This window comes from uncultured Sunxiuqinia sp. (assembly GCF_947495665.1).
Classification (GTDB): domain Bacteria; phylum Bacteroidota; class Bacteroidia; order Bacteroidales; family Prolixibacteraceae; genus Sunxiuqinia; species Sunxiuqinia rutila.
This window is the reverse complement of sequence record NZ_CANLZV010000013.1, coordinates 64,449-81,174: the sequence shown is the minus strand read 5'-3', so window position 1 is coordinate 81,174 and position 16,726 is coordinate 64,449. Positions and strand designations below refer to the sequence as shown.

The following is a 16,726-nucleotide window of genomic DNA, read 5'->3' as shown; positions in this document are numbered from 1 at the left end:
TTTGCTTGATTCACGCGACAACGACCGACGGGTCCGTTGCCATTATTCATTAAACGTTTTGATGATCTGTTTTCCATTCCACGGAGCCAATTCCAGCTGAAGTTTATTGAGATCTACCTCTTTAGGTAGGTGCGATAGATCAATCGCAATTTGCTTTTGCTCACCGGGGAAAAGCGTTAGGTAGTTATCTTCAAAAAAAGCAGGCAGCATCAACTCGCCAGTTATTCTATCCGTAATTTTCAATCGAATAAAAAAGGCGGTTGACTGATCCTTGTTGGAAATATCAGCCAGGTAGTTGCTTCCTTCCGTTCTTTTTAAGTTCACCTGAAGATTTACTGGAGCAAGATTATCGAGTTGTTGCCAATCGGAAGGTTCGCTCACCAACCAATAAAGATTTTCATCAACTAGTTCATCCTGTTTGTTTTTCAGGCTTAAACGAGCAAAATAAAATTCCTCCGGCTTTTCATGTTCAAACAGTCGTCCGGCATTTTTATAGGTGTTGGCCTCAACATCAAGTTTGAAGGTTCGTTCATGCAAAAGCTTTCCGTCCAGCCCGATCAACTGCGCTACAACGGTAAGATCGGTGACATCTGAAAGCGTTTGATTCATCACACAAATGGTGGAATCATTCAGATTGAGTTGAGCATGAATGGGACTTGCACCATGCTGATAACCGTAGAAACCACCTGTCTGATCCAGGAACACATCGTAAAACTGTCCGCGTAAAGCAGTCCATGGATTTTGGTTCTTCCACACCAGCATCCCGGTATATTGATTCCACATGCCCGCATTAAAGCCTTCCTGTAACGCCCGGTATTGCTCGTAATTGACCAGTTGAGCCTTTTTACAGAAATCTTCAATCCCCTTGATTTCACCCATTTGCTCAATGGTATTTCCGTAGCCAATGTACTTATGGTAACGCCACACCTGGTTCGGCCGATCATTGCGCGGTGGAACCAAATCCTTTGCATCCATCATCTTGCGCATGGCCTCAACATTGGGAACGCCCACCGACCCCAACTCCGGATTAAACGGATACGACTCCACCACAAAAAAGCGAAGTGGATCCTGTATGCCGTAGGGTCCGTCGCCATTTCCGCCAATCGTATTTCGAAGAATACTGTCTGAGGTCGACTCATTCACGTAGTAACGGGTACCATCAAATTCCGGGAAAATCCGTTCTTCCAATTGCTTGTTAATATCGGGTGGCGGTGGAAATTCATTGCCTCCGCACCACAGGTACAAACTCGGATGATTCCGAAGCATCTTAATCTGATCGATAGCCGAAGCCAGAAACAACGAATGATCATCTGGATATGCCTGTCTTCTAGCTTGCGACTCTTTTTTCTTTGGATCGGGCCAGCGCCCATTGCAGTCGCCCGACACCCACAAATCCTGCCAGACCAGAAGCCCGTATTTATCGCAGGCCTCATAAAACTCGGGTCGTTCAGGCATCGCGCCTCCCCAAACCCGGATCATGTTCATGTTCATCTCCGCATGCATCCGAACCTCTGCCTCATACCTTTCGGGCGAAAGTCGCAACAGTGCGTCCGAAGCAATCCAATTTCCGCCTTTAATAAATACCTTCTGTCCATTCACCAGAAACACACGTCCTCCGACTTCCTGATCAAAATAAGTTCCGGTTTCGCGTATTCCAAAACTGACTGCTTCTTTATCCGATTGCGTATTATTCTGCTGAAAGCTCAATTCCAATTGGTACAAGTTTGCTTCACCCCATCCATTCGGCCACCACAGTTTCGGATTCGCCATCTTAATCTCAGGAAAGCTTAGTGTAACTTTTTCCTGAGCCTTAAGCGTAGCAGGCAAAGTCCACTTCTGATCACCTATTTTGGCAACTAAAACCCCTTTCTGATCTTCTGCTGTTGCATTAACCAATTCTGCAGAAATAGTTAAAAAGGCCGGTTGTTGTTTCTCTCCGGGAGTTCGTTTTCCGGGCACTTTTGAACGAATAAATGGATTTTGAATATCCACAGGTCCGGTAATTTCAATGGCAACCTGGTCCCAAATTCCGGTATTTCGGTCACGAATCGGACAAATCCAGTCCCAACCTGCGGTAAATTGCTGCGTAACCGACCGGGCAATTGTTCCATCACCTCCTTGCCCGCCATTGGCATGCCCAACCGGATTGGGCGGATGCACTATTACTGCCAGGTTATTAGCAGCACCATCCTCTTGATTCAAAAATGGCGTGATCAGGTACTTTTCCCGAAGAAACATACCATGATGAGTATCGGTATTCACACGCTGTCCATTCAAAAAGACGTTAGCCGAATAATTAATTCCCCGGAATTTCAGCCAAGCCTGTTGCCCCTCCTGCAATTCCATATTCTGCAAACGCTTGTGAAACCAAAACGTACAGTAATCTGCTCCTGTATCGTAAATATCAGGAATCATCTCGTTGTTCAACCCGTAAAAAGGATCTGGCACTTTGTTATTTTTCAGCATGGTGGTCAACACCGTTCCCGGCACCTGAGCATCCATCCAGTCATAAAACTCAAAGTCAGCCGAGGAAATAACAGTTCCATCCACCGGAAGCTCACTTGCCCGTTTGGCCTTCCACCCTGTGTTCAACAGAATTTCCTCTCCCTGAGCAAACCCCACAGATATGAATGCGAACAAAAAGAACACCGTTAAAACAGAATTTTTACTCATTACTTTTGTTTTTTAGGTTGACTGATTCTACTACTTCGCCATAGACGGAGGAGGCGTTCCTACTCCCCAATTTTTATTAGGGCTGCTACCCATTTCAAAAAGCAGGGTTCCCCCTTTCATCAGTTCATTTCGCGAGATCCAGCAATTTTCCACAGGCTGACCATTCCAGGTAACCGACTGTACATATTTGTTTTCTTTGGAGTTGTTGCGGGTTTCGAGAACCAAAGTCTTTCCTTCGTAATAGTTTTCATCCAGTTGAATGGTCACTTTGTCAAACATCGGACTTCCGAACTGGAAGGATGGATTCATTGCCGCATGCCCCTGAACATCGAATAGCCCAAGTGCCCCCATCACGTACCAGGCGCCCAGCTGTCCCTGGTCTTCATCCTGCCCAAAACCATAGCCATGCAGTGGTTCTGTTCCATAAAATTCATCGCAAATGGTTCGTGTCCAATGCTGGGTTTGCCAAGGCTTGCCCGAGTAATTGAACAACCAGGCCTGGTGCAGGCAAGGCTGATTTCCCTGATTGTACAGCTTCTCTACGCCTGAAAAACTGTGCACCTCGCGACCTCCTCCAAACAATGATTTTTGACTTTCGACAAATGTTTTCTCCAAACGAACGTTGAACGTATCAACCCCCATTTTTTCGATCAGACCAGCCGGATCATGCGGAACATACCAGGTATATTGATAGGCATTCCCTTCCTGAAAACCACGCCATCCTTCCAGCGGATTGAAGTTCTCAATAAAGCGGCCATCTTCGTAGCGCGGCCGGATAAAACGGGTTGCCGGGTCAAAAATATTTACCCAGTTTCCGGCCTGAGTCATCAGTTTTTGATAATCTGCTTCATGCCCCAATGCTTTGGCAAATTGTCCTACAGCATACGAACTAAAAGCATATTCCAGGGTGTGAGATGCTCCAAAGTTGAACACCCAACCATTAGCAATCACCGTATCTTTTGATGGCACATAGCCATTCTTTACGAAATAATGCAAATCATATTTTCCATTCCCCAGGTTTCGACCGTGGTATTCAAGCTCATTTCTCAAGGCTGCCTCATAGCCTGTTTCTACTTCAAAATCGCGAATACCTGCATTGTAAGCCGAAGCCATTAACAAGCCCTGAAAGTTGGTTTGGACTCCGTTTGTGTAGGTTCCGGCAGCCATGCCATCGTGCAGCCAGCCACTTACTTTCGAGAAATCGATATTGGACTGGACATATTCACTCAGGTAACGGGGATAAGCCAGCGCCCAAAGCTGCCCAAGATTCCAGAAACCGCCCCAAATGCCGTCTGTGTTATACTGATGATACCGAGGTGTACCCGATTCATCCAACGGAATCTGCCCAATTGTTTTATCGTACTGAATGTATTGGCCATTCACATCGCTCGCTATTCCGCGTCCCAACAGGGCATGGTACAAGCCCGTATAAAATTTGATCCGGTCAGCCTCAGTAGCCCCTTCCACCTGGAAGCGGGAAAGTTTTTCATTCCATTTTAATGCTGCATTTTCTTTCACCGAGTCAAACGTCTGTCCCTCAGCCTCCACATTCAAATTATTGCGTGCGTTGGCTATGCTCGTGTACGACAAGCCCACCTGCATTTCAACCAATTCATTTTCATCGGTTTGAAATGTAAGGTAAAAGCCATTGCCAACTCCCTTACTTTCGGTTTTACCGGCTTCCTGTTGCTCATTGACAAACGTGCCGAAAGCTTCCGGTTCTTTATCCAACTGTATGACAAAGTACATTTTTACCCGGTTATCCGGATCACAAAAAGTAAGGTACACCGGGTAAGTTTCAATATAACCTTCCAGCTGTTTTTTCCCGTTCATCCGAATAAAGGCATCAGTTACCATGCTACTTTCACCTTGTTTATGCCCAATGTCAATAATCAGGTTCGACTGCTCCGACTCGGGGAAGGTATAACGATGAAAGCCTACGCGCTCCGTCGCTGTTAGCTCTGCCCGCACACCATAATCCTTTAACAGCACGGAATAATAGCCAGGCATTGATTCTTCGCTAGTCTTGTCGAATCGCGAGCGATAGCCCGCATCCGGCTCTTCCAGCGTTCCGGGAACCGTTTTCAACTCTCCCGTTGTTGGCATGACTACCAGCCCTCCAATCTGAAATTCATGAAAATGCCCAAATCCTTCGATGGAACCATGCCGGTCGTCATATCCCTGGGGCGACCAACTTCCTTCGCCCTCATAAGCATTGGTATGCGGAGCCAACTTAGCCATCCCAAAAGGCAAGGCTGCCGGTGTGTAAAAAAACCAACGTCCGTGCACCGACCCGATTTGAGGATCGACATACTGGATGGCATTAAATTCGGGGTGTAATTTAGTTTCTGTTTGACATGACAACAGGAGTATGATTGCCACAAAGTAAGCCAAGCGTTTCATTCGTTCATTATTTTTTTAGTGCATAAATAGCTAAAAACAAAAGATATACTGAACATGCGATTAGTACGAACATTCCGGCTGTTACGTTCAGCATATCGGTTACTTTTCCAACAACAGGAGGAATAAATGCTCCACCGGCTACTGCCATAATCATCAGTCCTGAAATTTCGTTGGCACGATCGGCATATTTTTCAACTGTTAATGAGAAGATCAGCGGGAAAATATTTGAGGCTCCCAAACCAATGGAGAATATTAATGCCAATGCAAAGACAGGTAACGGCGAAAAAATGAATGCCACAATTGTAATCAGGGTCACCACTGCCGAACCAAGCAGAAATTTTCGTGCAGAAAAGCGAGTAAGTAATAGAGCCCCTAGAAAAGTACCCAGCATTTTTCCGAAGAAATACAAACTACGGCCGTGCATGGCAGGCTCGGTATCCATTCCCAGCTTTTTCATTAAAAATTGCCCTGATGCCGCATTGATCCCCACATCGATTCCTACAACAAAGAAAATTCCCAGTACCATTAAGGCAATGTAACCGACGCCCAGAAGTTTAAGGCAGGACCCAATTGTTGCTTTCTTCTCTTTTGATAAGGTTTCGGTTATTGGGGTAAAGTGCAGCCATATTACCGATAAAAGAGAAACGCCGCCAAAAACGAGAAGAAGAATCTTCCAATCGCCAAAGCGAAGGGCAAAATAAGTGGCCAGGTAGGGCGCAACCATCGATCCGATTGCTTTTATAAACTGCGAAAAGCTTAAAAAGCTGGAAGCTCTTTTGGCCGATACAACATCTATTAACAAGGGATTTGCCGACACCTGAATAATGGTATTCCCGATACCGAGCATGGCAAAGCCGCCCAGCAAAACCGGAAAGGAATACATAAAAAAAGGAACTATCAAGCCAAGCGCAGTCAGCAACATACCAATATTCAGCATGTTTCGCTTCCCGATGCGATCCTGTAAAATTCCGACAGGTACCGATAAAATAAAAAACCAGGCAAAAACTGCCATCGGAATTAATTGCGCCAACGTGTTGTTCAAATTAAAATCGGCTTTGGCGTTATCAACACCAATTCCTACCAGGTCGCAAAAACTCATTACAAAAAATGAGAGCAACACCGGGATAATATACTTTACTGAGATTTTTGATTTTGTCATGATTTAGTTGGTTTAGATTAGGAGCTATTAAAGTTTTGTTTTTTTGAATTCGTATTACATTTCAGCCAATAAGGGTTCTACCCGCGCGTAAAAAGAATGGTCAGCCAAGACGGCACTACCGATAATGGCAGCCGTTTCTTTCAGGCTTGATATTTCTACACGCACTGCACAGTTGTTATCTTTTAAGGCTGCCGTTAAAGCTGGCTGAAACCACTCGTAAGCATTGGCTATGTTTCCTCCAATAACCAAAACGTCCACCTGAAAACGCTCCAGCCACGGATGCAATAAATTCACCAACTGCGATCCAAAATCGTTAAAAAGCTCACGAGCTATTTCGTCTGTTGGTGCACTCATGGCAATCTCTTTAACACCTTTGACTGATTTCCCGGTTTTTTGCTGATAGCGGCCAACCAGTCCCCGCGTTGAGAAGTAATCATCAGCAATTCCCTCTTTAAATGGAAGGTGCCAAATACAGCCTTGCTCCGGAACATCATCGCCCGAAGTAACCGGAAGATTATCTTTCAGAAAAGCCGAGCCAAAGCCGGTTCCCAGCGTAATCGATAACGACCGCTTGCTGCCTTGAGCTTTCCCGGCCCAATCTTCGCCAATGGCAAATGCTGTTGCATCATTGACGAAGCGGATCGGGAAGTCGACCGGAAGATTCAACGACTTTCGCAATGCTGCCGGAACATCAATCCCATAAATGTTTTCGTACTTATTATTTTCTCCGGTAAATAGCGGAATTCCTTTTTCATAGTTGAAAGGGCCAGGCATGGCAAATCCAATTCCGGACAGGTTTTCCAAGCCAACGGCTTCGATGGACCGAGCAATCGTTTTACTCCACACAGCAATAATCTCATCCGCCGGACCATGATTATCCAGCTCACTCTCTGCAAAAGTTTCGGGCAGGTATTTCTTTTCATTCAAGTTGAAGGCAGCACAACTAACATGGCTTCCTCCTACGTCAATTCCGATAGCTATTTGTTGTTTCATTTCCTAATATTTTTTGTGTGAACGAAAAATTTCAAGCCCAAGCGACTATCTTCTTATATCAATTTTATAAGTAAACTTGTCGGCTTTGTAAAAACCAATATTGTATTCCAATGGGCGATCGCCAGGATCGTAAACAAACCGCTCGCGAACTAAAACCGGATCACCTGCTCCTATCTGCAAACGCTTGGCTGTAATGGCCGTTGCTAAACGAGCCTTTAGCTTTTCGCGCGACAAAGAGGCCACAACATGAAAATCATTCTCAAGCAAATCATACAAAGGCTTTGAAAAGTCTTCGTTCCCGGTCAAGCCAATGCGCGGATGAAAGTAACTTTCGAAGTAGACAAAAGGCGCTTCATCATCTCCTCGCAAACGACTTAGTTTCAACACAGATGTAGCTTCCGGAATATTGAAAAAAGTAGCTATTTTACTGTCTGCATCCACCCATTCAACCACCAAGCGATAATTCTTAAAACTCAAGCCTTGCGCACTCATTTCATTGGTAAAACTATGCCAATGATCAAGCTGCGTTGTCACCGTTTTTTCAGCAACCCGTGTTCCCACTCCTTTTTTCCGTACCAGCAAGCCCTCGTACTCCAATTTATTGGTAGCCTGCCTCAAGGTATTTCTCGAAATCCCCAACTGCTTGGCCAAATCCACTTCTTTGGGAAGTAAGCCGCCATTCTTATATTCCGGTAACTCAATCAATTTACGTAACAATGTTTCGACCTGGGCGTGCAAAGGCAGCGCACTGGAATGATCTATTTTGAATTTCATGTGTATCGTGAAAATTTACTTGTTCATATGTTTGAACATACAAAGCTATTCATTTTTATAAGCCGGAAAAGTTTTTAGCGAATAAATTTGGCTGGAGTTAACTAGTCGGTAAAAAGAGGAACCTGATAATACTCAGCACGAAGGTATTACCATTGCGCCCATACGATCAGCATGAATTTATTTTGTTTGGGGTGGGTGGGCAAACCCTAAAGCCCTTTGGGCTTATTGGGCTGGCTTTGTAAGCTTATTGGCAAGCTTTGGTGGCGCGTTGGTTTGTGAGGCTTGCCAATGTGCTTACAAGCAGGGTTGACTATACCGCTAGCTTCTTACGGTTTTGCCTAGTGCTTCCAATAACTGTGGTTTATCTTCCAAGCCAATCTTTGCTACGGCGTAGAACTCGCTCATCCAGTCATCGATCTTTGCAAATGCTGCATCTTTTGCTTTTGTTGCGTCTTGTGATTCTCCTTTTTCTTTCAAGTATTCCGAACGTGCTGCTTCCAAGTCGGAAATCATTGTATTTGCAGCCGCCAAATCATCCGCTGAAATCTTAAGTCTGGCTAGCTTGCCTTGAATGGCAGAATCAGCTGATGCAACACTATAAAACTTTCTTGCGGCTTCCAACCAGTTCATGTATGAACGAGGCATTGCCCCTGAAATTGCTAATTTATCAGCGGTTAATGAATCATTACGGAATATTACTTTGGCTTTCTTACGGTGAAGGCTGAAGGTGTCCTCCAGTTGTTCTTTTTTACTTGAAAAATCGGCATAAGCTTCGGAAGTTTCATCGTCTTCCGTTTTGTTGGCATCGTAAGCGGCTCTGGTTTCTGCCAGAATTGCTTTACCTTCTCCGATAACTGCGGAGTCAAAACCTAAGTCAGCCATGATAGCTGCAATTTCTGCTTGTGATTCAGCATTGTCTAAGGCGACTCGGTACTGTTCCATCGTTTTAGCCTCTGAAGTTTTGGGTTTAGTTGCCATAAAAATTGAATTAAAAGGGTTATTAATAAGTAAAAACTAAATTTTTCAATTTCCATTATAACGCTTTCGCCTTACCATTCAATTCCTGCTACTTACATTTCTATTCCTTCGAGCTACAATTGGGCTCCTTCCGCTTACATATCAGCTCCTAAGCGTTACAATTGGGTTCCTTCCTGTTCCTTTTATTCTCCTTCTTATTGCCGTTTATTTCCTTCGATTTACCTTCCTGCTCCTTCGATCGACAGCTGTATAAATCGCTGGCTACGGGGCCGTAACGATAAATATAATGAAAAAAATTAAATAAAACCTATTATGTACCAGACATCAATCCGGGGTTGTCAATCATACGTTTCATTAAGTCGAAAATACCTTGGTAATAGGCATCGTCTTTTGCATAGCGTTTGTATTCTTCGACGTTTGCTTTACGGCGGTTCAGCATGATTTCATCCATGATTTTCTTTAGGGCTAAATCGCTGTTTTGCTTGTCGGCATTTTGTGCTACTTTCTCTTTAAAATCGGGGTGCGCCATCAGGTTCTTGGCTATTGAGATGTATTTTACTTTTGCCTCTTCTGGTGCTTCTTCCCAACCTGAATAAAAGCGCTCGTTAAAGGAGCGAATGATCTCATCCAACCGGTCTTTCTCTTCAGTGCCGCCATGTGAGCCACGTGGATTTGGGTTTTGAGGGTCGAGTTCTGTTTCAGAATCATCGAGACCGATTGATTCGTTTACTTTAGTACGTTCTAAACCGTAGGTGGATAAATCGACCGAATCTAATAATTCATCGATTAACGAGGTCATTGGATTTTCAGATTCGCAGACTGTCAGACTTTTGTTATGATTGATTCAATGATTTTAACGAACACCTGAACCTGGCAACAAAAAAAGAAGTGAAAGATCATTGAAACCAGTTTTGGTTATTGACCTTTCACTTCTTTGTGATAAATTATGCTCGTAACGCTATTTTGCTATCAAAACTTCAGCATACAGTCAAAAGGATAAGAGTAAATAATGAAATCCATCTACCTTTTTCACTTCGTACTTGACAAGTTTATCCAGATTATAGGTTACTTTTTCAATTCTCACGAAATGAGAATAAAACTCAAAATCATATCCAATATAATTATTGGAGGTAGGCTGAGACCAGGATTGCCCTTCTCCAACACCAACCACACGATGAATATCGTTTTCCTCCATCACTCTATGAAGCTCTTGGGCAACTATTTCAGCGTCTGAGAAATCATCTTCTTTGCAAGAAGTAACTGCAAAAAAGAGACTTACCAACAATAAAATACTTAGCTTCTTCATGATTAATTTTTATTTACTGCGGAACTTCGTGTCGTCCTTATTTTTCGTTTGAAAATGAGTAAGGGAAATCAGACGCTTTCGTTCCTCGTTTTTTATTTGGTTCTGCTCCCATCTCAAAGTTTATGGTCGCTCCCTTCATCAACTCATCGTAGTTGAAGTAGTTTTTGCTGTACTTTTTACCATTCAATTTAATCGATTGAATATAGCGGTTATCCTGATTGTTTTCAGGCGCATTGATTTCAATGGTTTTACCATTTTCCAAGCTCACGGTAATCTTCTTGAACAACGGTGTTCCAATCACATACTCTGGAGTAGCTGGAGCTACCGGATAAAAGCCCATCGCACTAAATACATACCAAGCCGAAGTTTGGCCGTTATCCTCATCTCCGCAGTAACCGTCGGGATTTGGAGTGTACAAACGATCCATCACCTCGCGAATCCAATACTGCGTTTTCCAAGGCTCGCCGGCATAATTGTACAGGTAAATCATGTGCTGAATCGGCTGGTTGCCATGCGCATAATTTCCCATGTTCATAATCTGCATTTCGCGAATCTCATGGATTACTTGTCCGTAGTATGAATCATCGAAAATTGGAGGAACCACAAAAACAGAATCCAACATCGATACAAATTCCTTCTTACCACCCATCAGGTCTATCAATCCCTCCACATCGTGGAAAACCGACCAGGTGTAGTGCCAGCTGTTTCCTTCGGTAAATGCATCTCCCCATTTGAATGGGCTGAATGGTGACTGAAACGAACCATCTTCATTGCGTCCGCGCATCAGTTTCGATTCTTTGTCGAACACGTTCTTGTAGTTTTGAGAACGCTCAGCAAAAATGGCAATTTCACTTTCGGGTTTGCCTAATGCTTTTCCAAGCTTGTAAACACAGAAATCAGCAAAAGCATACTCCAAAGTACGGGCAACATTTTCATTGATACCAACGTCATATGGCACATAGCCCAGTTCGTTATAATAATCCACACCATAACGTCCAACCGAATTCACGGGACCTTCATGTGTGGTATTTTTCACCACGGCATCCCAAAGTGCATCAATATCGTATCCACGCAAACCTTTCAAATACGCGTCAGCAACAATGGTTGCCGAGTTTGATCCAATCATACAATCGCGATGCCCCGGGCTTGCCCACTCCGGCAAAAAGCCACTTTCCTTATAGGTATTGGCCAATCCTTCCTGAATTTTCTCATTCAATTCAGGATACATCAGGTTGAAAAATGGAAATACAGCCCGGAAGGTATCCCAAAAACCATTGTCGGTGAACATATATCCTGGCAACACTTCGCCATTGTATGGGCTATAGTGAACGATGTCTCCGTTAGCGTCGTACTCGTAAAACTTGCGTGGGAACAACAAAACACGGTACAAGGCCGAGTAGAATGTCTTAATCTGGTCATCTGTGCCGCCCTCAACTTTAATCCGCGAAAGCTCCTTGTTCCAAATTGATTCGCCTTTTGCTTTTACCTCATCAAAAGAATCTTTTCCTAGCTCGTTTAAGTTGCGCTCAGCCTGCTCAAAACTAATAAAGGAAGAAGCTACGCGAGCGTGTACTTTTTCACCTTTCTTGGTTTTGAACTTTACAACTGCTCCGGCATGTTCATCTTCCAACTCACTTTTTCCTTCCACCACATTATCCTTGCTCCAAACATTGCTGGTAACAAATGGTTTATCGAAAACCACCACAAAGTAGTTCTTGAAGTTATCAGGCACTCCCCCGCTATTGCGAGTGGTATAGCCAATAATTTTATTTTCCGAAGGAATGATTTTTACATACGAACCTTGGTCAAATGCATCAACCAACACATAAGCATCTTCGGTTTCGGGGAAGGTGAAACGAAACATAGCCGCACGCTCGGTTGGGGTGATTTCCGTTACCACATCATAATCGGCCAGGTACACCTTATAATAATGAGGCTGGGCGATTTCGGCCTTGTGAGAAAACCAACTTCCACGCTCGTGCTCATCAACCACCAAGTTTCCGGTTAATGGGAAGATGGAGAATTGACCGTAATCATTGATCCACGGACTAGGCTGGTGTGTTTGCTTAAACCCACGAATTTTATAGTGATCATAGGAATAAACCCATCCATCGCCCATCTTATTGGTTTGGGGGGTCCAAAAGTTCATCCCCCAAGGCAAGGCAATGGCCGGATAGGTATTTCCGTTGGATAGTACAAATTCAGAATCGGTTCCCATCAGGGTATTGACATAGTCAACAGGTTGAAATTTTTGTGCGTAAGCCTGAAAGGTTGACAGGCCCAAAAGCAAGGAACATAAAATGACTAATCTTCTCATTGTAATTCAATTTTTTGGAGATCATGTAGCGGACAACAGGCATCGTTTCCACTCATCATCTGATTTCGGTATGCCCAATAATGTTTTCAAAGGCTAGTAAAATCAGCAGGTGAAAACTACTCACCCGCTGATTCAATATTTTCAATACAAGGGATTCTGTTGAATCCTTCAAAGACCGGAAGGTTTAGTAAGCGGAAGTTGGTCTGTCCGATAAGGCAGCACCAAAATCAGGATTAGGTTCCGCTCCCATGACGAACCTCAACGTTCCGCCATTCAAGATCGTAGCATGCGAAATATACGATTTGTTGTACGCCTCGCCATTCAGCTCAACAGCCTGGATGTATATATTTTCAGAACTGTTATTTTCAGCAACAACCATAAAGTTTTTTCCACCGGGAAGTGAAATTTCCACTTGATCAAACAGCGGGCTTCCAAATACATAGTTGCCATTTGCCGGATTGACCGGGTAAAAGCCCATGGTTGACATGATGTACCAAGCCGACATCTGTCCGCAATCTTCATTACCACTTAACCCATCAGGCTGATCGGAGTACATTTCATGGTAGATTTGACGCACTTTTTCAGCGGTTTTCCACTGCTGACCAACATAGGCATACATATACGTAATGTGGTGACTGGGCTCGTTTCCATGAGCATACTGCCCGATCAAGCCGGTAATATCGGCTGAAGCACCTTCCAGTTTGATCGATTCCATAGAGAACAAGCTATCCAATTTCGTGATGAAAGCCTCCTCACTGCCAAACAAATCAACCAATCCGTTTACATCCTGAGGGACCAGCCAGGTGTACTGCCACGCATTGCCCTCACAGTAATCGTCTTCGCGGTGTTGCGAGGCAATCGGATTGAAAGGCGTTCTCCAGCTTCCATCCGCCATTTTTCCGCGCATATGCTGCGTACTTTTGTCGAAATAGTTTTCGTAGTACTTGGCTCTTTTCGAGAACAATTCAAAATCTTCCGATTTTCCCATTGCCTTAGCCATAGCTGCAATACACCAATCGTCAATGGCATACTCCAAAGCTTTTGCAACAGATTCCACTTCACTCTCGGCCGGAATGTAGCCAATTTCCTTGATGAAATCCAGACCACGTTCATCGCGCATGGCAAAAGCTTTTACTGCTTCAAAAGCCAGTTCGGCATCAAAGCCACGGAATCCTTTCAAATAGGCATCCACAATAACCGGAACCGCATGGTAGCCCACCATCGTATTGGTTTCATTGCCCATCAGGTGCCACACCGGCAATTTGCCTTGTTGCTGGTAAATAGCCAGCATGGAATTGACAAAGTCGTTTACGCGTTCGGGTTGAACGATGGTAAACAAGGGATGAGCAGCGCGGTAAGTATCCCACAGTGAAAAAGTGGTGTATGTTTCGTAGCCCGGATTAGGATGAACTTCATGGTCCGAGCCGCGGTAGTCGCCATTGGCATCGTTAAACAGCGAAGGCGCAATCATGGTATGATAAAGCGCTGTATAAAAAATTCTTTTGTCGGTTTCGTTGGGTGTTTCCACCTTAATTTTTGCCAACTCCTTGTTCCATTTTTCCTGGGCCTTGGCCTTTACTGCTTCAAAATCCCAATGATCAATTTCCGCAGTCAGGTTGTTTTTCGCTCCTTCGGTACTCACCGGAGAAATGGCAGTCTTAGCCAGTAATTCGCCATTCCCTTCAAATTCGATTATAACCCTTGCAATCCCCTTTTCATCCGAAGCATCAAGCACTTCGAAAGCTTTTATTTTTTTTGAGAATGTGGTGTGGAAAAAGACACGCTGGTCGTTAGCCCAGCCTTTTGAAAAACGGAATCCGTTGATGCTGTTATCATCCAACTGCTCAACCGAACCCTGGGTTAGCTGGTCCCAGCCTGTTCCGTAGTTTAAATCAATGATGACCTTGGAGTTACCATCTCCATCGTATTGGTACTTATGAAAGCCTACACGTTCTGAAGTTGTCAGTTCCGCATCAACCTGATGCCGGTCAATGTAGATGCTGTAATAACCGGGTTGCACCACTTCTTTTTTGTGCGTATAACTTGCTTTCCAATCGTAAGGAATATCCGAATCGGATGACGGTGCGTAACTGCCGGCAACCGGCATAAATAGAATATCTCCCAAATCGCCAATGCCGGTACCACTCAATTGGGTATGCGCAAATCCAATCAATATCGAATCGGAATAATGATAACCAGAACACCAATCCCACCCTTGCGTTTCATTATTTGGTCCGAGTTGAACGGCACCAAAAGGAACGCTGGCTCCTACAAATACGTGCCCATGACCACCCGAACCAATATAGGGATCGACATACGAAATCAAGTCCTTATTGGGGTTATTACTTTGGGGTGGACTGCAAGCAAGTACACTTGCCAGCACCATTAATAATAAGAGCATTCTCCTACTTTCTGTTAACTTAATCATGGTTTTACCTTTTATAAAAATTTGCGCTTAAAGATATTCAAAAATAAGCACCGCCAAAAGTATTTGGCGGTGCTTTGCTCATGGTTGTTTAGTTGATTATTAATATCCTGTGTTCTGTGCTAGATTCGGATTACGTTGCCGTTCATTTTCAGAAATTGGGAACAGCAGGTGTTTTTCCTGAATTGTTTTTCCCCACACGGTAGTGTGCCCAACTACATTTTCAAAAGTAATCTCACCTTTGTTCGCTTCAGAAGTAACCGGAAACATATGAGTGCGCTGAATATCAGCCCAGATCCGGTATTCCAGGGCTAGTTCACGCAATCGCTCTTTCCACACTTCTTCTACAAAATCCTCTACTGACAAACCTGTCAGATCAGCCACAATGGCATTGCGATCTGTTTCCCAATAAGCTCGTGCCCGAACATCGGCCAAATAACCAACAGCTTCAGACGTTACACCTTCTGACTGGGCAATTGCCTCTGCAGCAATCAACAGAACTTCGGCATAGCGGTACACCACCATGTCTTTATTGTTTTTACCCGTTTCAAACAAAGCCTCGTCGTTATGCCACAAGTAAGGAGAAACTTCAAACGTTTTGGTAATCTCCTGGTCGTCTTCCATGTAAGTTAAGCTGGAATGGAAATACTGCTTTTCCTGAACACGAAGGTCATTGGCTTCATCATAAATCCAAAGCAAGGCTGGCATGGGTTTATAGGCATTGTTGGTAATTGAATACTTGAAAATACCCCAGGCCGTTGCACTGTTAGGATAGCAAATAGCCGGTTGCCAGTAGTTTTCAGAAATGCTGGCATCGTATTCAATTGTGTAAATATACTCGTCCTCGGTATCCGAAGTCCGCAGCACATTGTAGGCACTTTGGCTTTCATCAGCACCATGCTGAATCAAGGAAAAGTTGCCGCTGTTAATAACTGTTTTGGCAGCAGCTGCCGCTTCAGCATAGTTATCGTCCTGAACCGGATAACCACTCATATTCAGATAAACATCGGCCAATAAAGTTGCTGCAGTTCCTTTTGAAATACGGAACCCATTGGCAGGCATCGGCAAATTATCCAAACCTCCTTGGTCCACGGCATATTTCAAATCATCAACAATCTGAGCATAAACCTGAGCAGTCGGGGTGCGCTCAACATATAAGTTTTCCAACGATGAATAGGCATCCAAAATGAGCGGCACATCTCCAAATGTTTTAACCAGGTAATAATAGTTAAACGCTCTGAAGAAGCGGGCTTCCGCTTCCAGTTGCTTGATTTCAGAATCGGTCAGATCAGGCGTTTCAGCAATATTGGCAATAGCAAGGTTCGCCCTGGAAATAGCCAGGTAACAAGCGTCCCATGCTCCATCAAAATAGCCAGCCAAATTATCGCCATTCAGCGTTAGGTTTTGGCTATGCTGAACATGCACTTCCTGTCCTTTATAGTCATTATCAAACAATCCGGTCATATATCCCCCCAGCATAGCCCGGCTTCCGGCGTATACTCCGGTACTGTAAAAGGTCGGAGCTCCGCTTCGGTATAAAACATTAACCGCATTGTATGCATGAGAAGGATAACTGAAAAACTGATCCACACTCATTTCGCTTCTTGGTTCTTCTGCCAGAAAATCATCGCATGAGGCCAGTACCCCAAGGGCCATTATTAGTAATAATATCTTTTTCATTGTTTTTCCTGTTTAAAT

General features: G+C 44.1%; 11 protein-coding genes. All 11 read right to left on the bottom strand.

From position 1 onward, the window contains the following. Positions 1-42: 42 nt before the first annotated feature. Positions 43-2,673 (bottom strand): glycoside hydrolase family 2 TIM barrel-domain containing protein, encoded by a 2,631-nt coding sequence (locus Q1A18_RS14770; RefSeq protein WP_299582131.1) that lies wholly within the window; start codon positions 2,671-2,673, stop codon positions 43-45. 30 nt (positions 2,674-2,703) lie between these two features. Continuing rightward, entirely contained in the window at positions 2,704-5,076 is a 2,373-nt protein-coding gene (locus Q1A18_RS14765) for a GH92 family glycosyl hydrolase (protein WP_299582128.1), read from the bottom strand. Positions 5,077-5,083: 7 nt separating this feature from the next. Next, positions 5,084-6,235 carry an MFS transporter gene (locus Q1A18_RS14760; RefSeq protein WP_299582125.1) on the bottom strand — a complete coding sequence of 384 codons (1,152 nt, stop codon included), beginning with the start codon at positions 6,233-6,235 and terminating at the stop codon, positions 5,084-5,086. A 54-nt stretch (positions 6,236-6,289) separates the two neighbouring features. Beyond that, complete coding sequence (locus Q1A18_RS14755; protein ID WP_299582122.1) at positions 6,290-7,228, bottom strand: ROK family protein; 939 nt, start codon at positions 7,226-7,228, stop codon at positions 6,290-6,292. Between the two features lie 45 nt (positions 7,229-7,273). Beyond that, entirely contained in the window at positions 7,274-8,002 is a 729-nt protein-coding gene (locus tag Q1A18_RS14750) for a GntR family transcriptional regulator (RefSeq protein WP_299582119.1), read from the bottom strand. Positions 8,003-8,320: 318 nt separating this feature from the next. Next, positions 8,321-8,980 carry a hypothetical protein gene (locus Q1A18_RS14745; RefSeq protein ID WP_299582116.1) on the bottom strand — a complete coding sequence of 220 codons (660 nt, stop codon included), beginning with the start codon at positions 8,978-8,980 and terminating at the stop codon, positions 8,321-8,323. A gap of 310 nt (positions 8,981-9,290) precedes the next feature. After that, positions 9,291-9,779 carry a hypothetical protein gene (locus Q1A18_RS14740; RefSeq protein WP_299582109.1) on the bottom strand — a complete coding sequence of 163 codons (489 nt, stop codon included), beginning with the start codon at positions 9,777-9,779 and terminating at the stop codon, positions 9,291-9,293. Between the two features lie 189 nt (positions 9,780-9,968). Beyond that, the gene (locus Q1A18_RS14735; protein WP_299582107.1) at positions 9,969-10,286 is read right to left on the bottom strand and encodes a hypothetical protein; all 318 of its coding nucleotides are present in this window, start codon (positions 10,284-10,286) and stop codon (positions 9,969-9,971) included. A gap of 37 nt (positions 10,287-10,323) precedes the next feature. Continuing rightward, entirely contained in the window at positions 10,324-12,603 is a 2,280-nt protein-coding gene (locus Q1A18_RS14730; RefSeq protein WP_299582104.1) for a GH92 family glycosyl hydrolase, read from the bottom strand. 184 nt (positions 12,604-12,787) lie between these two features. After that, positions 12,788-15,004 (bottom strand): GH92 family glycosyl hydrolase, encoded by a 2,217-nt coding sequence (locus tag Q1A18_RS14725; RefSeq protein WP_299582101.1) that lies wholly within the window; start codon positions 15,002-15,004, stop codon positions 12,788-12,790. A gap of 126 nt (positions 15,005-15,130) precedes the next feature. After that, the gene (locus Q1A18_RS14720; RefSeq protein WP_299582098.1) at positions 15,131-16,708 is read right to left on the bottom strand and encodes a RagB/SusD family nutrient uptake outer membrane protein; all 1,578 of its coding nucleotides are present in this window, start codon (positions 16,706-16,708) and stop codon (positions 15,131-15,133) included. Between the last annotated feature and the right edge of the window lie 18 nt (positions 16,709-16,726).